This is a genomic window from Fructobacillus apis (assembly GCF_023893635.1).
Lineage (GTDB): Bacteria > Bacillota > Bacilli > Lactobacillales > Lactobacillaceae > Fructobacillus > Fructobacillus apis.
The window spans coordinates 189078-211032 of sequence record NZ_JAMWYK010000001.1 but is presented as its reverse complement, the minus strand read 5'-3'; the positions used below and the strand labels follow the sequence as shown (position 1 = coordinate 211032).

The window sequence follows — 21955 nt, the reverse complement described above, 5'->3', positions numbered from 1 at the left end:
ATGACTTTAATCGAGTTAATGGTCGTCTTAGTGACGGGGGTGGCGCTGTCCAGCATCATCTCCCACTTTGTCCCGGCCATCCCAATCTCACTATTTCAAATTGCCATCGGCTTCATCTTAGCCTGGGGAGGGCACATCTTCGTCGAGGTGGATTCCCACTGGTTCATGATGATGTTCGTTGCGCCCATTCTGTTCAACGACTCCTGGCGCTTTCCAAAACGGGAACTCTGGGAGCTGCGCGCACCAATTTTGCTGAACGCCATCCTGCTCGTCTTAGTGACGACCATCGTTGGTGGTTTCGGGATTCACTGGCTGATTCCACAGCTTTCCTTGCCAGTTTCACTGGCCTTGGCCGCCGTGCTTTCACCAACGGATCCCGTGGCCGTGCAGGCCATCGCCAAGCGAGTGAAGCTGCCGGAAAACCTGCTGCACGTTGTGGCGGGGGAGTCACTGGTAAATGACGCCACCGGGCTGGTTTCCTTTAACACGGCCGTCAAAGCGACCGTTGCGGGGACCTTCGTGCTGGGTGACGCCTTGCTAAACTTCGCCTGGATGACGGTCGTCGGCATCATCGCCGGAATCGTTCTCGGCGCGGCGATGATTGGTATCCGTAACTGGGTCTCCCAGTTCGGTTTGGCCGACGTGGTCTTCTACACGATTTTCACGCTGCTCATGCCGTTCATCATCTTCTGGGTGGCCGAAGGGCCGCTCAAAGCTTCCGGTTTAATCGCCGTTGTAACCGGTGGAATCACCGCCAAGATTATCTCGGACAACCGTTCGAACCTCTTGTCGGCCGAAGCCACGATCGTTTCGGTTCACTCCTGGGAAGTGGTCGTCTACGTGCTGAACGGACTCATCTTCGTTCTGCTGGGCATCACGCTGCCAAACGCCTTGAACAACATCTTGAAGGACACGGCCATCGCCAACTGGCAGGCCTTCCTCTACGGTGCGGCCGTTTGGTTCATCGTCTTTGCCCTCCGCGTGCTCTGGGCCTACGCCATTCAGCTGGGCCAGCACGTGCACCATCGCTTTACGGTGCCGACCTTCCGGTCCGCCATTGTTTCTGGTTTGACCGGGGTCCGCGGGGCCGTTACGATGGCCGCCGTCCTGACGATTCCGACCGTGACCGCAGCCGGGAAGCCCTTTGCCGGGCGCGACCTCGTGGTCTTCATCGCCGCGGTCGTTGTGGTCTTGTCTTTGGTGCTCGCTTCCATCATGTTACCTTTGGTGACAAAGGAAGCGTCTACCCACGATTTTACCCAGCCAGAATCAGCTGTGGCGATTGAGGACAAAGTCGAACGCCCCCAGGCGGATATCTCGGAGAAGCGCGCGCGTCTCTGGATCACCCGTGTGGGTATCCAGCAGCTGCGTGATTTGCAGCGCGAGGAAAACCGACGCATCATTCACGAACTGATTTCCCGCCGCCAAAAGACGGCCCGTGTTCTTCGTCACGCCTTGCACGACGACTTGGACCAGTCCGATTTTGCGGCCGAAAAGGAATTGGAACTGCAGGAAATCGCCTTGAAGGCTCAGCGTTCTGCTCTCCAAAAGCTCCTGGTCGACGAAGAAATCGCGCCTCTGACCTACAGCTTGCAGGCCAAGCGCCTCGACCAGTTCGAAGCCGATCTCGGTTCCGACCGCGACCTGGCAGGGTTGAACCACCTGCGTTGGACTTGGCGTCGAATCCGTGCCAACTACCGCATCTGGCTATCGGACCAGGACTCCGATAAGGTCTATGAAGAAGCCGACTTTGCCCACATCGAAATGGCCAAAGCCGCCATCAAGGCCTTATCTGACTTTGTCAGTGGCCAGGTCGGGGATACGGTGACTCACCGTGTCCTGCGCCAGACCGCCTATAACTTGATCGTCGTTTACCGCTACGAGATTGAAAAGCACAAGCACGTAGCTTCCTTCGACCAGCAGGAAAAAGACGACAAGATTCGTCTGGAACTTGAACTAAAAGCCTTATCTGCCGAGCGTGACATGGTCCAACAGCTCTACGACCAAAAGCGCATCACAAGACAGACAAGCATTAACTTACGACAGTACATTAATTACGCGGAGACCCGGGCTTTGGTCGGCCGCAACGAGGAGTAAAAAATGGGAATTTGGGCATACATGACCTCAAATAACTTGGTACACATCATTGATATCTTGATTATTTGGTTCTTACTCTATAAGGTCATTACGTTTGTGGAAGGCACCCGTGCCCTCCAAATTATGTTTGGTGTTGGGGCCATCGTTTTGGTCAAGGTTATCGCCTGGTCACTCGGGTTGGTGGTCTTGTCCTGGTTGATGGACCAAGTGATTACCTGGGCGCCAATCGCTCTGGTTGTCATTTTCCAACAGGAAATCCGTCGAGGACTAGAAAGTCTTGGACGACGCATGACCGTTCGAAAGCGCCACTTGGATAACGAACAGGTTCGCGAATTGATTAAGGCCCTGGACATGGCCTTGCAGTATATGTCCAAGCGTCGTATCGGTGCCTTGATTACCATTAACGGAAAAGACACCCTGGAAGAATACATCAAGACGGGAATCGCCTTGGACGCCGACATTACCGGTCAGCTCTTGATTAACATCTTTATTCCAAACACGCCATTGCACGATGGGGCCGTCATCATTAACGACGACCAAATCGCCACGGCCGCTTCTTACTTGCCCCTTTCGGAATCAACGCGTATTCCAAAGGAATTGGGAACGCGTCACCGTGCCGCCGTCGGTATCTCTGAAGCAACGGATGCCGTAACGGTTGTCGTTTCCGAGGAAACGGGTGAAATCTCCATCACGCAGCGTGGTGACTTGCTCCGCAACATGGATCAAGAATCTTACTTGAACTTCTTTGAAAAGCAGTGGATCACACCGGTTTCAAAGCAAAAGAAGTTTGCTTGGTTGCAATTCTTCTGGAAGGGAGGAAAGGAATAATGAAAAAGTTTACTTCATCAAAAACGATTAACATTATCTTTTCATTGCTGTTAGCCATTTTGCTCGCAGCCTACGTTCTGTCCCTCAAGAACTTCAACAGTAACTCCAACAACTCTTACTCCCTTGTTCCTCAAAAGAAGGAGAGCATGACCGTTCCGTTGAAGTTGCAGTATAATGAAGACGACTACGTGGTCGTTTCAGCACCAAGCTCCGTTTCCGTCTCACTCGAAGGATCATCCGCTTTGGTTACGGCCGCAAAGAACGGCAACACCCTGGTCGCCACGGCCGACATGCGTGGCCTTGGTGCCGGACAGCACTCGGTGAACGTGGAAGTTCTTGGTATTAACAAGTCTTTGACCGCAACCGCCAGCCCACAAACGGTTTCCGTGACGTTGGCTGAAAAGAACACGGCGAAGAAGGATGTCCGCGTCCAATACGATAAGGACAAACTCGCGGACGGCTACCATGTCACGGACACAACCGTCGATCCAAAGACGGTGACGGTGACCGGACCAAAGGCCAACGTGGAAGCCGTTGAATATGTTGGTGCCGATGTGGACTTGGACAAGAACACCAAGTCCAACATCAACCAAAACGCTAAGTTGACCGCCTACGACAAGAACGGCGAACCCGTTCAAGTCACGTTGTCACAACCAAAGGCGATGGTGAAGTTGCAGGTTGCCTCAACGGAAGATAACAAGAAAGTGAGCCTGAAGGCCCAGGCTAGCTCTGGTTCATTGGATAACTACAACGTGTCCTTTGACCCTACTTCCGTGACAATCTATGGGTCAGATGGTACACTGGATAGCATCGACTCGTTGCTTGTTCCGCTCGATTTGAGCAGCATTCAAGATAAAACAACGAAAACCGTTGATTTGAACAAGCCAAGCGGCGTTGACCGTTTATCTGAACAAAAGGTGAAGGTAACGATTAGTCCAAAGTCCTAAACGACTTTGAACGCTTTCATTTGATGACATGAACCAAATGTGGAGATAAAAAACAATGACAGAATCACAGTTAAAGTACTTCGGAACCGATGGTGTTCGCGGAGTCGCTAACGAAGGGTTAACGCCCGAACTTGCCTTGTCCCTCGGACGAGCAGGTGGGGCCATCTTAACCCGTCACAACGATAACCCTGACAAGAAGCCAGTCGTTGTTGTTGGACAAGACACACGGATTTCTTCAGAAATGCTCCAAGAAGCTTTGATTTCAGGGCTTCTCTCAGTCGGTGTTGACGTCTTGAACCTCGGCGTTATCACGACGCCAGCCGTTGCTTACTTGGTGGAAGCCTTGGAAGCGGATGCTGGTATTCAAATTACCGCCTCACACAACCCGGCCAAGGACAACGGCATCAAGTTCTTCGGTCAAGACGGTTTCAAGCTTTCCGATGATTTGGAAGCTGAAATCGAAGCCATCTTGGATGGCAAAGACGGTGACCAATTGCCACGTCCTTCAGCCGAAGGAATCGGTCTTGTGTCCCACTACCAAGAAGGTGCCCAAAAGTACATGGCCTTCTTGCAAAAGACGGTGCCATCCGACCTTTCTGGTTTCAAGATTGCCTTGGATGGTGCCAACGGTGCCACGGCGGACTTGCTGCCACGTCTCTTCGCAGACATGGGCTTGGACTTCGAAACCATGGGAACGGAACCAGACGGTTTGAACATTAACGATGGCGTTGGTTCAACGCATCCTGAAAAACTCGTTCAGATGGTTCAAGAAGGTGAATTCGACGCCGGATTGGCCTTTGACGGAGATGGTGATCGTTTGATTGCCGTTGACTCCGAAGGAAACATCGTTGATGGTGACAAGATCATGTATATCACCGCCAAGCACATGAACGACCAGGGTCGCTTGAAGCACCAAACGGTTGTTTCAACGGTCATGTCAAACATCGGTTTCTACAAGGCTTTGGAAGCAGAAGGCATGTCTTCTGTTAAGACCAAGGTCGGTGACCGCTACGTCATGGAAAAGATGTTGGAAGACGACGACAACCTTGGTGGTGAACAGTCCGGACACATCATCTTTAAGGACTGGGCTAAGACAGGGGATGGCCTCCTCACGGCTCTGCAATTGCTGAACGTGATGAAGGAAACTGGTCAATCCTTGCAAGAATTGGCTGCACCCGTGACGATTTACCCACAGAAGTTGGTAAACGTGACCGTTTCTGACAAGAACGCGGTGATGGCCGAACCTGCCTTGCAGGAAAAGATTGAAGAAGTCGAAAAGCAAATGGCCGGTGACGGTCGCGTGCTTGTTCGCCCTTCAGGAACGGAATCAATCGTCCGCGTCATGGCTGAAGCCAAGACGAAGGAATTGGTTGATGCCTACGTTGATGATTTGGTCCAAACGGTTCAAAACATCGCAAAATAATTCGATTTAAAAAAGCTAAGAAAGTCAGTTCGACTTTCTTAGCTTTTTTCGTCTCTAATGACCCGAGTTAGTGGGGAAAATCTGCTATAATGGAAAGTAACTGAACCAAGAGAGGAATGGACATTGTCACCTATAGATTTTAAAGATTATTTGAAAGAAAATTTCCAAATTGACTTTACGGATTTGGATCTCTTGAAAGAGGCGCTCACGCAGCGTAACTATTTAAATGAGAACCCAAAGGAGACGGGTCGTGACTACCAACGACTCGAATTTTTAGGGGACGCCATCATGCAGGCGTCTGTGACAGAATACCTATTCAAGCGTTACCCAGAATGGGATGAAGGCCAACTGACTGAAATGCGAATCACCATGGTTCAAACGAAGTCCTTTGCCCACTTCGCGTCATTAATTCACCTAAACGAAGCCATTCGTTTGGGGAAGGGGGAGGAGATGAACGGGGCCCGTAACCGTCCTTCCTTGCTCGAAGATATCTGGGAAGCCTTCATCGGTGCCTTGTTCTTAGACCAAGGGCAGGTAGCCGTGACGTCTTTGTTGAACCAGACGGTCTTTGCCGCGGTCGATGATAACTTCTTCGACCAGTTCATCGACTTCAAGTCCCGCTTGCAAGAAAAGTTGCAGGCCAAGGGAACCGTCGATATCTCTTACCAGATTGAAGACGAAGTACGCAACGAAGACAACAGCCAAGTCTTTACCGTTTCCGTATCATTGGACGGTGAAGTCTTGGCCCATGGACAGGGCTCATCCATTAAGGATGCCGAAAAGGCAGCCGCCCAAAAGGCCCTGAATGATTTAAAGTAAGCAGTTTTGAGTAGAGAAGTATGAAATTAAAGACACTGGAAATCATCGGTTTTAAGTCCTTTGCAAATAAGACCGTCATTGACTTTCAAAAAGGGATGACCGGAATCGTTGGACCAAACGGTTCGGGGAAATCAAACATTATTGAAGCGATCCGCTGGGTTATGGGGGAGCAGTCCGCAAAGGACCTCCGTGGTAACAAAATGGCGGACGTTATTTTTGCGGGAACAAAAAACCGTAAGCCGTTGAACCGGGCGGAGGTTTCCATTACCTTCGATAACTCGGATCACTACATCCAATCTGATTTTTCAGAACTTCGTATTACGCGTCGCCTGTACCGTTCCGGTGAGTCTTCTTACCAGCTGAACGGGGCGGACTGCCGTTTGAAAGACATCCACGAAATTTTCATGGACACTGGTTTGGGTAAGGATGGTTTCTCCATCATCTCCCAGGGACAGGTTGAAAAAATCTTTTCTGCCAAGCCCGAAGATCGCCGTGGAATCATCGAAGAAGTGGCCGGTGTCTACAAGTACAAGCAAAACAAGACGCAGGCCGAACGTGACCTTGCGGTGACCGACGACAACTTGGACCGTGTCCAAGACATTATTTCCGAAGTGGAAAGCCGTTTGGCACCGTTGGAAAACCAGGCCCAGACTGCCAAGACGTACCTGGAAAAGCGTGAGACTTTTGAAAAGCTCGACAAGGTACGCTTGACCCGCTCCATTTTGTCCTTGCAGGGACAGGTCGTCAATCAGGACGGCTCTTTGCAAGAATTGAATCGAGACGTTGAAGAAAAGCAGGCAGCGCTTGCCGACCGTAAGCAGAAGCTCACGGCAGCCCGTAACCAGCTAACGGAAGTTCAGGAAAAGAAAGACCAACTGAACCAAGACATTCTGGCCAAGACGCAGCAAAAAGAACAGCTGATTGGTAACCAAAAGCTCGCTTCCCAGGAAGCTGAAAGCCTACGCCACGAGCAAGAAACGCTGCAGGGTCAAGAAGAAAACTTGAAGGCCCAGGGTGAAAAGGCTGCCGCTGATTTGGCCGAAGCCGACGAGAAGGCAAAGGCTTTGACCGAAAAGGCCACTTCGTTGAAGGCAACCATTCGCCAAATCGAAGAAGAGCACGGACAAGCCCAGGTCGAAAGCATCAAGGCTGAACTGGAAGAAAACCGCCAGTCCTACGTTGCCGTGATGCAGGAATTGGCTGCCTTGAAAAACAAGGTGACCTTCGAAGACCGTGCGCTCGAACAAGCAAAGGACCAACAGGCCCGTAAAGAAGAAGCGCTCGCCATTGCCCAGAAGGCCCTGGAAGAAGCGAAGACCAAGTTGGCCGACTACGAAAAGGAACACCCCGACAAGACGACGGGTGAAAATCCTTACGACGCCAAGTTGGTCGCCGCAAAGGACGATTTGAACAAGGCGAAGGCTTCCTACCAAGAAGCACAGGAAGCTTGGCAACAAGCCGCCTACAACTTGGATAAGGCCCAGTCTATTTTCCAAGCGGAATCTTCCTTGGACGAATACGCGGGCTTCTACCAAGGTGTTAAGAACTTGATGGCACCGAAGGTAAAGCGCAACTTTCCCGGCATTCGGGGTGTTGTGGCCGAACTCGTAAACGTACCAAAGGACTACACCAAGGCCATCGAAACGGTCTTGGGTGGGGCTTTGCAAAACGTCGTCGTGGACAATACCAAGACGGCGAAGGCCATCGTTTCTTACATGACTAAGAACCGCCAGGGACGTGTGACGCTGCTTCCTGAAGAAAGCATCAAGCCACGTCAGGCGCGCGATGTCTACCGTGCCGAGAGCGAGCACGGATTCATTGGTATCGCTGCCGATTTGGTTTCGATGCCAAAGGGGATGGACAACATTTTGTCTAACCTGCTCGGGACGACCTTGGTCGTCTCCGACTTGGACGCGGCAACGCGTGTGGCAAAGGCCGTTCAAAACCGGATGCGTGTCGTTTCCTTGGACGGGCAGTTAGTGAACGCCGGTGGATCCATCACCGGAGGTGCCAACCACCGTCAAGGTCCTTCTGTCTTGTCCCGCCAAGCGGACTTGAAGGAAAAGCAAGATGCCTTGGACAAGCAGGAACAAGCTGTTAACGACCTCGCCGCTGCCCGTAACAAGCAGCAACAGGCTGTTAACGATTTGTCCGACCAATTGCAGGACTTGCAAGCCGCGTACTACGACTTTGAAAACCAAGGCAACCAGGTTGATTACCAGTTGACCGCCTTGAAGGACGCCGTTGCACAGGAAGAGACCAAGGTTCAAACCTTGACCCTCGACCTGTCCGACTTGAAGGCCGAAGAAGAAGATGCTTTGAATGCTCAGGCTGAATCCAAGCAAGCTTTGTCCGACAAGGAAAAGGCTCAGGGTGAAGCCGAGGCCAAGACCAAGGAGCTGACCGACAAGTTGGCCCAGGTCGAAGAAGAACAAGCGGCCTACCAAGAAGAAAAGGCGCAGTTCCAAGCCGAAGAGGCGACGGTTTCTGCCAAGCAAGAAGGGGCTTTGGAAAACAAGCACCGCTTGCAGACCTTGCTTTCTGAACTACAGAGCCAACAAAACGAATTGCAGGCCCGCCAGGCTGAAATCAAGGAACGCCTTGACCAAGCCGCAAACGGCCCAGCCCTTTCCGAACAGTTGGCTGCTTTGGAAGAAGCACTTTTTGAAGCCGGTTCAAAGACCGACGAACTCACGCAGTCCTTCACGGACTTGACCAACCGGGTCAACGAGTTGGAAGAAAGCCTTACTTCCGAGCAAGAAGAGGTGAACAAGGCCTTGGTTGACCAAGCCAACGCCGCCCACCGCTTACAAACCGCCCAAGAGAAGCTGGCCAAGCAGGTATCGACGCTGCAACAGACCTACGGATTGACGGTACAGTCTGAAGAAGACTTGCCGGCATCCGATTTGTCCGATGCTGAAGTGGACAAGGAACTTGCCTCAACCAAGCGCGCCTTGGACGGTCTTGGACCAGTGAACATCGCTGCCATCCAAGAATACGACGAAATTAAAGAACGCCACAGCTTCTTGAGCCAGCAGGCCGAAGACTTGCACCGTGCCAAGGCAACGCTGCAAGCAACCATCGATGAGATGGACGAGGAAGTGAAGGTTCGCTTCAAGGAAACCTTTGATCAAGTGGCCGAACACTTCAAGGACGTCTTTACGAAGATGTTTGCCGGCGGGCAGGCTGAAATCGAACTGACGGATCCGGAGCACCTTCTCACCACTGGAATCGACATCAAGGCACAGCCACCTGGTAAGAAGTTCCAGCAGATGTCCTTGCTTTCCGGTGGAGAAAAGGCCCTGACTGCCATTTCCTTGCTCTTTGCCATCCTGCAGGTTCGTCCAGTGCCATTTGCCGTGCTGGATGAGGCCGAAGCCGCGTTGGATGAAGCCAACGTTGACCGCTTCGCCGCCTACTTGAAGAACTTTGGTGGCAGCACCCAGTTCATCACCATCACCCACCGTAAGGGAACGATGGTGGCCGCAGCCGTCCTCTACGGAGTGACGATGCAGGAAGCTGGTGTGTCAAAGATGGTTGCCGTTAACATCGATCAGGCGGAACAAAAGTTGGCTGAATAGTCGTACTTTGCTCTGCCTATCCGTTACGTGACCACCTTTCTTTTCAAGCCACAGACGCTGAATCATAACGATCCGAACAATGGAGGTCTTTCATGGGACTCTTTGATATTTTCAAAAAGAATCAAGCAGTAGACAACCAAGAAAAAATTGACGACGTCAAACAAGACGATGTGACCGCTTCAAATGACGCTTCAGACCAGCCTGAAAATGACTCGGCTGAGCAAAGCGCCGAAGCTGGTGCCCAAAACGCAGCAGAAGAAATGGCGTCAGACGACGTCGTTTCTGATGAAGCAGACGCGGCGGCTGTTGAAGCCGTAGAAGAAGCGAATGCCGAAGCCAAGCAAGACGTCGCTGAAAAGACGGAAGCTGCTGAAGCTGAAGTTGACGCTGACGTGGCTGAAAAGACCGAAGCCGCTCAGGCTGAAGTTGATTCAGCTGCTGTTTCAGCCGACCAAGGGACTGGCCAAAGTCAGGCCCAGGCCATCGCTGAAAACTTGCAGTCAAAAGACGACGTCCAAGCCGAAGTCGATGCAGAAGCCGACACCGAAGCCGTGATTGAATCACCGGTTGAAGCTGACGAGGACGAAGCAAAGGCAGAAGGCAAGGATGATGCCGACGAAGAAAGCGAACGGGCCGTATACGAAAAGGGCCTCACGCAATCCCGTCAGGGCTTCGCCTCCCGCTTCAACAAGTTCTTAGCGAACTTCCGCTCCGTTGACGAAGACTTCTTCGAAGAGCTCGAAGACACCTTGATTGGCTCCGACCTTGGCTTTGATTTGGCCATTTCAATTTCAAATCAGGTTCGCGAAGCCGTGAAGCTTGAAAACATCAAGGACAAAAAAGAAATCCGTGACCTCATCATCCGTTTGATGGTCGAGCAGTACGAAGAACAGGGCCAAGACGAAGACCAAAGCATGCACTTTGCACCAAAGGGTGCGCCAACTGTTATCTTGTTTGTTGGGGTGAATGGTGTCGGTAAAACGACGACGGTCGGAAAGATGGCCCAGCGCTACAAGGACGAAGGCAAGAAGGTCATGATGGCCGCCGCCGACACCTTTCGCGCCGGTGCTGTGAAGCAGCTACAGGAGTGGGGGACTCGAGTGGCAGTGCCGGTGGTTGCCGGGGCTGAGAAAGCCGATCCCGCATCGGTTGTCTATGAGGCGGTCGAGAAGGCCGTGGCCGAATCGGCCGACGTTTTGTTCGTGGACACCGCTGGACGCTTACAAAACAACGTCAACCTCATGCAAGAGCTCGCCAAGATGAACCGTGTCATCCAAAAGGTTTTGCCCGAAGCTCCCCAAGAAGTTCTCCTCGTCCTAGACGCCACGACCGGTCAAAACGCCTTACAACAGGCCAAGCTCTTCCAAGACTCATCCGAAGTGACCGGCCTCGTCCTAACTAAGATGGACGGAACTGCCAAGGGTGGAATCGTCTTTGCCATCCGCGACCAACTCCACTTGCCCGTCAAATGGGTCGGTTTCGGGGAAAAGGTTTCCGATTTACGCACCTTTTCCGCAGAAGACTTCGTTTACGGTATGTTTAAGGACCTGGTGGAATAATGGACATCGAAAAGAAAAACCGGGTTTGCGCCCTGTTAGCCTTCTACGGTGAACTCTTAGCCAAGAAGCAACAGACCTACCTGCGTTACTACTACGAAGACGACTTTTCCATCATCGAGATTGCCGAAGAAGAGACCGTTTCAAGACAAGCTGTCTCGGATAATCTCAAAAAGGGTGTCGACGTTTTGGAGCATTATGAGGATGTTTTGTCCCTTTACAAGGACTCCCTTGCCCGACAGGAAGAAGAGCAAAAGCTCTTGGACTACGTCGAAGCGAACTACGCACAAGACCAACATTTGAAAGAAATGATTGACCGCATGGTCAACGAAGAAATCAATTAAAAAGGAGGCAAGCTGGGTTTCCCAGTGAGCAGACTATGGCTTTTGAAAACTTGACGGACCGCCTGAGCAAGGCGCTGAAAAACTTAACGGGACAGGGCAAGATCAAAGAAGAAGATCTTCAGGCCTCCCTCCGCGAAATTCGCCTGGCTTTACTTGAAGCCGACGTTTCTTACCCAACGGTTAAGAAGTTCATCGCAAACATCAAAGACAAGGCCAAGGGTGCCGAAATCCTCGAAGGATTGAACGCCCCACAGCAAGTTGTCAAGATCGTGAACGACGAATTGACGGCTTTGATGGGTGAAGAAGCAGCCCCACTTAACCAATCCGAAAAGATTCCAACCATCATCATGATGGCTGGTCTTCAGGGTGCTGGTAAGACCACGACGGTTGCCAAGCTTGCCTACAAGCTGAAGAAGGAAAATAACGCCCGTCCATTGATGATTGCGGCCGATGTTTACCGTCCAGCCGCCATTGACCAGTTGGAAATCCTTGGTAAGGACTTGGACGTTCCTGTCTTCTCCGAAGGAACCGACGTTGACCCACGCGACATCGTCAAGCACGGGTTGGCCCAGGCCAAGGAAAAGAACAACGATTACGTCTTCATCGATACGGCCGGTCGTTTGCAAATCGACGAAGACTTGATGACGGAATTGTCTGACATTGCAAACATCGCGAACCCAGACGAAATTCTGTTGACGGTCGATGCCATGACTGGTCAGAACGCGACGGAAACCGCCCAAGGTTTCGCTGACCGTTTGGACTTGACCGGTGTTGTTTTGACCAAGTTGGACGGTGACACCCGTGGTGGTGCCGCCCTCTCAATCCGCGACGTGACGGGTAAGCCAATCAAGTTCGTCGGACAAGGGGAAAAGCCAACGGATTTGGATGTCTTTTACCCAGACCGTATGGCATCTCGTATCCTTGGGATGGGAGACATGCTTACTTTCATCGAAAAGGCTCAAAAAGAAGTCGATGAAAAGAAGCAGGCCGAACAATTGGAGAAGATGCGTCAAAACACCTTCGACTTCAACGACTTCGTTGACCAATTGAAGCAGGTTCAAAACATGGGCCCAATGGAAGATTTGATTAAGATGATTCCTGGTATGGCCAACAACCCTGCCTTGAAGAACATGTCAATCGATCCAAAGACCTTCACGCACATGGAAGCCATCGTGTCTTCCATGACGCCAAAGGAACGGGAAAACCCAGACTTGTTGAACCCATCCCGCCGTCGCCGTTTGGCCGCCGGTGCTGGTCGTCCCGTTGTTGAAGTCAACAAGATGATCAAGCAGTTCGACCAGATGAAGAAGATGATGAACCAGGCCACGAAGGGAAACTTCTCTGGAATGGATCAGATGATGGGCGGTGCCGGTATGGACATGTCATCCATGATGGGTGGCCAGGGAATGCCTGGTATGCCTTCCGGTAACTTCGGTCAAAAGGTGCAAAACTTTGCGATGAAGCAAGCAGCCCGTAAGATGAAGAAGATGAAGAAAAAGCGTGGTAAGAAGTAAATCTTCTCCTTGTCACGCGTGTTTCTGAATGGCCAATTGGACATTACTAAATGGGGTAAAACCATGACAGTTAAATTAATTGCAACGGATTTAGATGCTACTTTCTTAAACAATTTGAAGGGCTTTGACCACAAGCTTTACGAAGAAATGGTCGCAAAAGCCAAAGAGGAGGGTGCGACTTTTGTCGTGGCTACTGGAAACCACCCAGACAAGGTCGCACAGTACTTTGCCGGAGTGAACCAGGACTACACGTTGATTGCCAACAACGGGGCCGAAGTCGTCTACCAGGGTGAAGTCGTGGCGACTTACGCCATCGACAAAGCGGCCTTTGAACCGGTCGTGAAGATTATGGAAACCATTTCTGATAAGGTCGAAATGGGCTTGGTCTTCACGGGGACGGATAAGGCATACATGTTGAAGTCCCAGGCACAGTTGGGCATGGGCACGAAGAAGGCCAAGACCTACTTCAAGTCCTTGACGATGATCGACGATTTGTCCGAAATCGAAGAACCCATCTTGAAGATGACGGTGAACATCCCGAACTACGAGATGCCATTCATTGAACAGGTACAGCAATTGAAGCTGCCCGTTCACGTGACCACGTCAGGCTATGGCGCCATTGACTTTGTCGCCCCAAACGTCAACAAGGGTGTGGCGCTCGCTGACATTGGAAAGCGCATGGGACTCGAAGCCGACCAGATGGCGGCCTTCGGGGATGGTCTAAACGACCTTGAAATGCTCGAACTCGTGGGGCATCCCTACATCATGCCAAACGCCGATCCGCAGCTGTTCGGCCGTGGTTTCTCAGAAGCCGTTTCGGATAATAACCACGACGGTGTATTGAAGACGATTTTACAAAAATTGTTATAGTCTGTCGTCTTTCTGCAAAGTTCGACGTGTACACTTATGAGTGAAATGTCTTGTTTGGGAGGGCGTTATGTCGGAACGTTTACGCAAAATCTTACATCGGTTCTTCGGCCTGTTGACCATCTTCTTCGCCGTGTTGCTTTGCTACCAGTGGGTGTCTGGACAACCAGCCACCTCGTGGTTCAAAACGGCACCAAAGAAGGTACTCACACAAAAGCCTGGAACCTACTCAAAGAAACAGCGACAAGAAATCGCCGATGCGGTTTCAAGAGAGGACCAAAAGGGCCTCGGATTGAACAAGCAGGGCTACGTGGCCATGCCAAAGCTTTCCATCTTGATGCCTATCTACGACAACGCCTTCTCAAAAGTTGCCCTTGATAAGGGGGCCAACACCTCACAGGACAAGGGGCAAGCCGTTCCCGTGATGGGGCAGGGTAATTACACCCTTGCCGCCCACAACTGGGATAACGGCTACACCGGCTTTTCTGCCTTGCAAGAAAAGTTGAAGCAAAACGCGCCGTACGAAGATGCCGCTGGTCACTTAGGAACCTCATCTTGGTTGAACGGGGAGTACATCTACCTCGCCAACAAAAACGGCATTTACCGTTACAAGATTGTGGGCCAGAGTACCGTTGATCAAGATGACGGAACGGTACTTAGTCCGGACGAACGCATCAACAATAAGGCCAAGCTCACCATCGTGACCTGCCTGTTCCCAGACACGACAAAGCGCATCATCACGAGCGCCGAGTATACGGACTACCATAGCTGGGACAAGGCCAAGTCGGCTGAAGTCGCCCTGTTTGATTTGAAGAAGCAAAAGACCAACGTTTTACCATAAGCACGAGGTTGATTCATGTATGAATACTTAAAGGGGCTGATTACCCAGGTTTCACCCGGCACAATTGTGCTCGAGACCAAGGACGGTGTCGGCTACAAAATTTATCCAGCCAATCCTTACCACTTTGAGGTGAACCAAGAAGCGCAGGTCTTCGTCGAACAAATCGTTCGTGAAACCGAAATGAGCCTCTATGGTTTTGCCACGTTAACGGAAAAGCAGCTCTTCAATAAGTTGTTGAACGTTTCGGGGATTGGGCCAAAGTCAGCACTTGCCATTCTGGCCGGTGCGAAGCCAGCCGACCTGGTGACTGCCATCGAGCAGAGCCAAGTCGACTACCTCACGCAGTTCCCAGGCGTTGGAAAGAAGACCGCTCAGCAAATCGTGCTCGATTTGTCTGGTAAGATGGATGATTTCGCCAGCTTGGTCGAACAAGCCTCTGCCTCTTTTGCCGACTCTGGGGCCACGGGGGCAGCAAAGTCTTCTTCCAACTTGGAGGATGCTTTGGCGGCTTTGGAAGCTTTGGGCTACGGTCCAAAGGACATCAAGAAGGTCGAAAAGGCGCTTCTTGGTCAGGACGGTTCAACGTCCGATCTCGTTTCCAAGGGTTTGACACTCTTGGTGACAGGCTAAGTTTTCTTAGCCAGCTTTACTTGCTTTGCTCGTTAGTCTTAAGACTGACGCAAAACGGCAAAGCCACAATCAGATGGAAATGGAGTATCTATGGTGATTATTACAGCGGGGATGATTGGTGTCGGAAAGACAACCTTAACAGAATTAGTAGCAAAGCACTTTGGCACCCAAGCCTTTTACGAACCAGTTGGGGACAACCCGGTTTTGCCGCTTTACTATAAGGATCCAAAGCAGTACGGTTTCTTGTTGCAGATTTTCTTCTTAAACCGTCGCTTTTCCATGATTAAGAAGGCGTTGGCCGATGACAACAACGTCTTGGACCGTTCCATCTACGAAGACGAACTTTTCACGAAGGAAAACCACAAGGATGGAAACATCACCGACATGGAAATGGATGTTTACCACAACTTGCTCACCCGTATGATGGGGGAGTTGCATGAATTGCCAAAGAAGGCACCGGACCTCATGGTCTATGCCGACGCTGACTTTGACACCATCCTGCACCGTATCCGGAAGCGTGGTCGTGACTACGAACAGTTCGACGAAAACGACGACTTGTACAAGTACTACCACAAGATTTGGTCCGCCTACCGCGACTGGTACGAAGAATACGATGAATCACCAAAGATTCGTGTTGACCTTCAAAAGTATGACTTGGAAGATCCAAAGAACCAAGAAATCGTCTTGAAGCAAATCGAAGCCGCCCTGGAAGAGATTCGCTAATCAGGCGTCCAACATAAAAATGTTTAATAAAAAAGAGCTTCGTTTCAAAACGAAGCTCTTTTTGTTTGCTTAAATATTGAATTACTTTTGCTTGTTTTGTTCAGCAAGCAAGTCCTTGATTTCGCGAAGCGTAACCAATTCGTCGGAAGGAGCCTTTGGTGCGGCTTCCTTCTTCTTCAAGAACGTCTTGTTCAAAAACTTGATGATCAAGAACACGACAAATGCCGTGAGCAAGAATGAGAAGACGTCGTTCAGGAATTGACCGTAAGTGAAGGTCAAACGTGACGAAACGCGGAACTGCAATTCCGTCAGTGGGTGGTCGGAACCAGTGAAGAGTCCCAAAAGAGGGTTAATCAAGTTGACCGTAAAGGACTTAACCAAGGTCGTGAAAGCACCACCAATGATAACACCGACGGCCATGTCGACGATGTTTCCGCGGTTAATGAACTGCTTAAATTCGTGTAAGATTTTCATGTTGCCTCCTGTTTTCCTGCTTATTTTCTGAGTTCTTGTACGAGTTGTGCCGTTGGCGTGACGTAGAGGGTTTGTTGCCCTTCGAAAATCACGAATCCTGGCTTGGCGCCGTTTGGTTTGCGGAGCTTACCGGCTGGCAAGTAGTCCACTGGGACGTTTGCTGAATCGCGGGCCTTTGAGAAGTAGGCGGCTAACATCGCAGCCTCTGTCAAAGTCTGTTCCGATGGATTCTCCGAATCAATCAGAACGTGCGAACCAGGCATCTTTTGAACGTGGAGCCAAATCTTGTGTCGGTTTTGCTTCTTCAAGGACAACTGGTCGTTTTGAAGGTTGTTCTTACCAACTTCGATCAGCGTGCCGTCCGTTGCGACAAACTGGTCGGACTTTCCCATGACGTGCTTTGGCTTTTTGGTCTGCTTCCCCTTGGTCTTGACCTTTGTCTTTTCCTTCAAGTAACCCTGTTCCACTAACTCCACACGAATGTCTTCGACATCCTTTGGTGAAGCAACGGAAAGCTGGGTTTGAATGGAGGAGAAGTAGTCAATTTCTTCTTGGGTTGCTTCCATCTGTTCGAGGACGTAGTCCTTGGCTGAACGAAGCTTCCGGTACTTGTTGAAGTAGCGGTTGGCGTTTTGCAAACCATCGAAACGGGGATCCAAAGCAATCTTCAACAGGTTGTTGTTATCGTAGTAGTTCTCGATTTCAACTTCCTGCATGCCCTTTTTGACCAGGTGAGGGTAGGTAATTAAGAGGTCACCCTTCACCTTGAAGCTTTCGGCGTTTTCGGAATCCACCAGAGTTTGTTCCAGCTTCTTTTGCTTTGATTCATTTTTCTTCAACTCGTTTTTCACGAGACGAACGAGCGTTGCTGCCTGCTGGTTGACACGGTCGGCTTCGGCCTGACCTGCAAAGTAGGCGTCCAACAACTCACCAAGTGAATCAAAGGATTGCTGTTCACCATCCTGATTCCAAGGAAAGGCCGCGTAGGACAGGTTGCCCTTTTCCGAACGGAAGAGGGTTGGCTTTGGTTGGTTAAAGTTTGCCAACCATTCCTTCGTGGTCTTCAATGCGTCGGGGGCATCCACCAAGTCTTTCACAAGAGCCTGAGCCGATTGCGTTGAAAAACCTTGGTAACTTTGTTGAATGCTTTTTGCCCAAGTGTCTTTTTCTTGGTCTAGCAAGATAGTAGCTAACGTACCAAGCGTTGAATCAAATGGGTTTTCCTTATCCTGCTTTGGTGGCAGGGTGTAGGTGGCACCTGGAATCAAGGAACGAACCCGGTTTTGGTCGGCGGGCACGTGCTTAACCAGCTCCAGGATGCGTTGGTCTTTTTCCCGAACCAAGAAGAGGTTCGAGTGACGTCCCATCATCTCGAGCGTGAGCAACAGCGTTTGCTCGTCACCCAGTTCATCGTGGGTCTTCACCGAGAAGTGGAGAATACGATCGTTTTCGACTTGGCTCACCGAATCCAAACGGGCACCTTCCAAGTTACGACGTAAGAACATCGCGAAGTTGGTTGGCGTCTTTGGATTCTGGTAAGGAATCTGTGTAATCTGTGCTCGGGCGTATGCCGGGTGAGCTGACAAGAGAACGGGGTAGTTCGTCTGGTTGTTACGAACCACTAAAATGATTTCGTTTTGGTAGGGCTGGTGCACCTTTGTAATGCGTCCACCGGCCAGTTTTTCATTTAATTCGTGCGCGATGGCGTGCACGAAGAGACCATCAAGGGGCATGAGCTCCTCCTTTTTATATCCTTACCATCCATTATAAAGCATGCAAGCCCGAAATAAAGGGGGCGGGCCTGACTTTTGAAGAGTCTTAAAAGAAAAAAGGGTATAAAAAAATCCTCGTACCAAAGCACGAGGAACTCTTTTATTTAAATTACTTCTTTTCAGTAACTTGCTTACCGTTGTACATTCCAGAAGGAGAAACGCGGTGAGCAACACGGTATTCACCAGTGGTCTTGTCCAAAGTAATGTTTGGCACGTTCAAACCGATGTGTCCGCGGCGGTTACGCTTGTGAGACTTAGAATTCTTGTTTGATGGGGTAGCCATTCCGGCACCTCCTTTCGGTTCAATTTATCAACTTTTTAAGTTTATCTAAGATTGTCGATGTTGTCAATAAGTAGGGCGCAAAGTCATTCAAAAAATCTGATTTTTTCTAAACAGAATTCGCTAAGTTATTCTGAAATGACCTGTGCGGGATGTGAGATAAATGAAAGAACTTTGTTGAATTGCTCCCAGGATATGATAACGGATGCTTCGTTTTGGTTTGGATGGCAGGACATGATGCCATCATCGATGATTTCCTGATCCACGAGGAACTGAATCTGGTTCTCAGTGTCGAGGGCAAGGGCCAAGGGGTTCACCGTTCCAGGCGTCAGCCCGAGCAGTTCGAAGAGGTCTTCGGGTGAGGCGAAACGCAGCTGGCTCTTGCTCGTGTTCAGTTGCTCGGCCAGGTGCTTGAAGTCCACCTTGTCTTGTTTCGTCATATAAAGGTAGAACTGTTGCTCTTTTTTCGTCTTCAATAAAAGGTTCTTCATTTTGGGCATTCCAGCGGGTGCCGAATCATCATCGAGATGGTGGAGTGGGGGATGCTCAACGTATTGGTAGTCAGCCTGTGCTTTAACCAGTAGGTCTAAGGCCGCTTGTTCAGTTGCTTTCGTCATGGGTGCTCCTTTCATGGCTAATCGCACGTCATGGTTTATTAATAGAACAAAACGAATGGTTTGTTTAGTAAAGGGTAACCGAGGACACTTGACCTGTCAACGCTTAAGGCGACTAAGCACTACCTTGACGGTGGTTGAAAAACGGGTGAATCCATTCGGAAAAACACGGCAAAGGAATCCCTCAAAATTCCCGTTAAAAAGCTTAACGCTTAGCATGAAAACTGTTAAAATAGACACGTTATCCCTTGCTTGCTTTTCCGCAAGCGAGGTATTCGTTTTAAGGGGAAAAACATGTCGCTATTCAAGAAGAATGCCAACAGCATAATCATGGTGCACCTGGTGGTCGGGCTTTTTATTGCTTTCGTCTACCTGACGCCAACCCACTTCGATTTCTTGATGTGGAACGTTTTCTTGGCCTTGCTGCCATTGGACTTTGCTTTGCTGGCTTTGGCTTCACGCTTGAAGATCACTCAGTTCAGCTTCTCCATTCTCTGGTTGCTGTTCTTCCCGAACACCATGTACATGATCACAGATTTCATCCACTTGCAGTACATCTCAACGGCCTTGGACGTTCGCTACCAATACTTTAACTACTCCGTTTTGGCGGCTGGCATCTTCATCGGGGTCTTCCTCGGTATCTTGTCCCTCGAACTCATGATGCACCGCTTCTTGAAGCGTAAGGGACCTTGGCCATCACTGATTACTTTGGGAATCGTTTCTTGGCTTTCCTCCTTTGGGATTTACCTCGGTCGTTTCCTCCGTTTGAACTCATGGGATGTCTTTACCAACTTTGACATGGTGGTCTACTATATGAAGACGTCCATTTCCCGGCACATGTTTGCCTTCGTTGGTCTCTTCGCCTTAGCACAGTTTGGAATCCTCGTGGCTTACCACTACGGTGGCCGCTTACTGATTCACTTGGCTGAGCAGGAAAAGGATGGTCTGGTCCAAAGCGACCCCGCCTTCGAAACAGAAGAAAATTAATTCAATAAATTGCCAGATATTCGTTGACACGAGCGGATGCATCGTCTATACTTAATGACGTTGAACAAGTAGAAGCGCCCGCTTCTCGCCTCGTGACTCGCGTTGCTAGGCAGATACACGTTGTACTTCAGTACAGTAAGGTAAAAGTGGGCGGACTTCGGTTCGTCCACTTTTTTTCTTCGTTGTTCACACAAAAATATTTTGGAGGTATCGAACCATAGCACGTCAACCACGACAAGTTGACTTAGTCAACGATAATATCCGTGCCAGCCGCGTTTTGTTAATTCATGACGGCAAGCAAGAAGAAATGTCGACTCGCGATGCGCAAAGCAAAGCGGACGATATGGGCCAAGACTTGGTTTTGGTTCAGGCAAACGCACAACCGCCTGTAGCTAAGATCATGGACTGGGGTAAGGCAAAGTTCGAAGCGCAAAAGCGCCAGAAAGAACAGCGCAAGAACCAGAAGGTCGTTCAGGTCAAGGAAGTTCGTATGTCACCAGTTATTGATTCTGGTGATTTCGAAACTCGTAAGAAGGCAGCCATCAAGTTCCTTGAAAAGGGAAACAAGGTGAAGTTGAACTTACGTTTCCGTGGTCGAATGATCACCCACCAAGATATTGGACGGGAAGTCTTGGAACGCATGGCCAACGAATTGGATGACATTGCCAAGGTTGAGCAACGCGCTAAGATGGACGGTCGGCAAATGTTCTTGGTATTGGCTCCTAAGAAGGGCTAAGCCAAAAACACCGACTAAAGATACTGGAATACGATAGGAGAATGGACACATGCCCAAGATGAAGACTCACCGCGCTTCAGCAAAGCGCTTCAAGAAGACAGCAAAGGGTGGCTTTAAGTCAGCCTCAGCCTTCACGTCACACCGTTTCCACGGTAAGACGAAGAAGCAACGTCGTCAATTGCGTGGAACACGCATGATGAACAAGACAACGATCAAGAAGTACGCAAAGATGTTGTCAACCCTCTAATTTCAGGGTTTTATAATTAACTATTTCTAGGAGGAAATTCCCATGCGAGTAAAGGGTGGAACAGTTTCACGCGCACGTCGTAAGAAGTTTATCAAGTTGGCCAAGGGTTACCGTGGTCAACGCCGTATCAATTACAAGGTTGCTAAGCAACAAGTTTACAAGTCATACTTGTACGCTTACCGCGACCGTAAGAACCGCAAGCGCGACTTCCGTAAGTTGTGGATTGCACGTATCAACGCAGCTGCACGTATGAACGGAATGTCATACTCAAAGTTGATGCACGGTTTGACTTTGGCAGGGGTTCAATTGAACCGTAAGATGTTGGCCGACTTGGCAGTTTCAGACTTTGACACTTTCTCAAAGGTTGCTGACCAAGCAAAGGAAGCCTTGAAGAAGGAAAACGTCTTGAGCAAGGAACGCACTGCTGCAACGACTGACAAGACTGTTAACGTTAACCGTTAATATTCATACAAAAAGCCAATCTTCGGATTGGCTTTTTTGTTTTGCTTTTATTAGACGGAAAAGTCAAAAACGTCCAGGAATGTTTCACAGAAGAAAAGGATTGTTTCGGCAAAGTTTGTATAGAATATGTTAAGATAGAAGTAATTGAAATCGAGACAAGAGTGACTTTCAACGTAAAGACACTCAAGTGATAATTAAATTACACGATACAAA

Annotated in this window: 21 protein-coding genes and 1 other annotated feature; of the genes, 17 read left to right on the top strand and 4 right to left on the bottom strand. The window is 50.0% G+C overall.

The features are described 5' to 3' along the window. The 13 genes from NFX39_RS00940 to NFX39_RS00880 all read left to right on the top strand — a co-directional run bounded on the left by NFX39_RS00940 (position 1) and on the right by NFX39_RS00880 (position 16170). Entirely contained in the window at positions 1-2097 is a 2097-nt protein-coding gene (locus NFX39_RS00940) for a cation:proton antiporter domain-containing protein (RefSeq protein ID WP_252442125.1), read from the top strand. 3 nt (positions 2098-2100) lie between these two features. Next, entirely contained in the window at positions 2101-2925 is an 825-nt protein-coding gene (gene cdaA, locus NFX39_RS00935; RefSeq protein ID WP_252442123.1) for a diadenylate cyclase CdaA, read from the top strand. After that, entirely contained in the window at positions 2925-3872 is a 948-nt protein-coding gene (locus NFX39_RS00930; protein ID WP_252442121.1) for a CdaR family protein, read from the top strand. The genes cdaA and NFX39_RS00930 overlap by 1 nt, the downstream gene beginning before the upstream one ends. Before the next feature lie 55 nt (positions 3873-3927). Next, positions 3928-5295, top strand: coding sequence for a phosphoglucosamine mutase (gene glmM / locus NFX39_RS00925; protein ID WP_252442119.1), 1368 nt, complete (start codon positions 3928-3930; stop codon positions 5293-5295). A 123-nt stretch (positions 5296-5418) separates the two neighbouring features. Then, on the top strand, positions 5419-6114 hold the full coding sequence (gene rnc / locus NFX39_RS00920) for a ribonuclease III (RefSeq protein WP_252442117.1): 696 nt from the start codon (positions 5419-5421) through the stop codon (positions 6112-6114). Between the two features lie 20 nt (positions 6115-6134). Next, a complete protein-coding gene (gene smc, locus NFX39_RS00915) occupies positions 6135-9695 on the top strand; it encodes a chromosome segregation protein SMC (protein ID WP_252442115.1) in 3561 nt (1186 codons plus the stop codon). Between the two features lie 92 nt (positions 9696-9787). Beyond that, entirely contained in the window at positions 9788-11254 is a 1467-nt protein-coding gene (ftsY, locus tag NFX39_RS00910) for a signal recognition particle-docking protein FtsY (RefSeq protein WP_252442113.1), read from the top strand. Next, positions 11254-11595 (top strand): YlxM family DNA-binding protein, encoded by a 342-nt coding sequence (gene ylxM, locus NFX39_RS00905; RefSeq protein ID WP_252442111.1) that lies wholly within the window; start codon positions 11254-11256, stop codon positions 11593-11595. Before ftsY ends, ylxM begins: the two co-directional genes overlap by 1 nt. 35 nt (positions 11596-11630) lie before the next feature. Next, on the top strand, positions 11631-13109 hold the full coding sequence (ffh, locus tag NFX39_RS00900; RefSeq protein WP_252442109.1) for a signal recognition particle protein: 1479 nt from the start codon (positions 11631-11633) through the stop codon (positions 13107-13109). 63 nt (positions 13110-13172) lie between these two features. Further along, a complete protein-coding gene (locus NFX39_RS00895) occupies positions 13173-13979 on the top strand; it encodes an HAD-IIB family hydrolase (RefSeq protein WP_252442107.1) in 807 nt (268 codons plus the stop codon). A gap of 67 nt (positions 13980-14046) precedes the next feature. After that, positions 14047-14817, top strand: a complete 771-nt coding sequence (locus NFX39_RS00890; protein WP_252442105.1) for a class A sortase — start codon at positions 14047-14049, stop codon at positions 14815-14817. A gap of 15 nt (positions 14818-14832) precedes the next feature. Continuing rightward, on the top strand, positions 14833-15447 hold the full coding sequence (gene ruvA / locus NFX39_RS00885) for a Holliday junction branch migration protein RuvA (protein ID WP_252442103.1): 615 nt from the start codon (positions 14833-14835) through the stop codon (positions 15445-15447). Between the two features lie 90 nt (positions 15448-15537). Then, a complete protein-coding gene (locus tag NFX39_RS00880) occupies positions 15538-16170 on the top strand; it encodes a deoxynucleoside kinase (RefSeq protein WP_252442101.1) in 633 nt (210 codons plus the stop codon). A gap of 81 nt (positions 16171-16251) precedes the next feature. Here the strand turns inward: NFX39_RS00880 and mscL are convergent, their stop codons facing one another. The 4 genes from mscL to NFX39_RS00860 all read right to left on the bottom strand — a co-directional run bounded on the left by mscL (position 16252) and on the right by NFX39_RS00860 (position 19313). Continuing rightward, complete coding sequence (gene mscL / locus NFX39_RS00875; RefSeq protein ID WP_252442450.1) at positions 16252-16638, bottom strand: large-conductance mechanosensitive channel protein MscL; 387 nt, start codon at positions 16636-16638, stop codon at positions 16252-16254. Positions 16639-16664: 26 nt separating this feature from the next. Further along, positions 16665-18377 carry an NFACT RNA binding domain-containing protein gene (locus NFX39_RS00870; protein WP_252442099.1) on the bottom strand — a complete coding sequence of 571 codons (1713 nt, stop codon included), beginning with the start codon at positions 18375-18377 and terminating at the stop codon, positions 16665-16667. Between the two features lie 148 nt (positions 18378-18525). Beyond that, positions 18526-18699: a 50S ribosomal protein L32 gene (rpmF, locus tag NFX39_RS00865; protein WP_091501350.1), complete on the bottom strand. Its 174-nt coding sequence runs from the start codon at positions 18697-18699 to the stop codon at positions 18526-18528. A gap of 125 nt (positions 18700-18824) precedes the next feature. Continuing rightward, a complete protein-coding gene (locus NFX39_RS00860) occupies positions 18825-19313 on the bottom strand; it encodes a YbaK/EbsC family protein (RefSeq protein WP_252442097.1) in 489 nt (162 codons plus the stop codon). A gap of 291 nt (positions 19314-19604) precedes the next feature. Between NFX39_RS00860 and NFX39_RS00855 the strand changes: the two genes are divergently transcribed. The 4 genes from NFX39_RS00855 (at position 19605) to rplT (ending at position 21742) form a co-directional block, all read left to right on the top strand. Continuing rightward, the gene (locus tag NFX39_RS00855) at positions 19605-20297 is read left to right on the top strand and encodes a DUF1361 domain-containing protein (RefSeq protein WP_252442095.1); all 693 of its coding nucleotides are present in this window, start codon (positions 19605-19607) and stop codon (positions 20295-20297) included. A gap of 60 nt (positions 20298-20357) precedes the next feature. Next, positions 20358-20481: a sequence feature (ribosomal protein L20 leader region), on the top strand. A 12-nt stretch (positions 20482-20493) separates the two neighbouring features. Then, the gene (infC, locus tag NFX39_RS00850) at positions 20494-21033 is read left to right on the top strand and encodes a translation initiation factor IF-3 (protein ID WP_252442448.1); all 540 of its coding nucleotides are present in this window, start codon (positions 20494-20496) and stop codon (positions 21031-21033) included. A gap of 49 nt (positions 21034-21082) precedes the next feature. Beyond that, the gene (gene rpmI, locus NFX39_RS00845) at positions 21083-21280 is read left to right on the top strand and encodes a 50S ribosomal protein L35 (RefSeq protein ID WP_213809500.1); all 198 of its coding nucleotides are present in this window, start codon (positions 21083-21085) and stop codon (positions 21278-21280) included. A 42-nt stretch (positions 21281-21322) separates the two neighbouring features. Next, a complete protein-coding gene (rplT, locus tag NFX39_RS00840) occupies positions 21323-21742 on the top strand; it encodes a 50S ribosomal protein L20 (protein WP_252442093.1) in 420 nt (139 codons plus the stop codon). Positions 21743-21955: the final 213 nt, after the last annotated feature.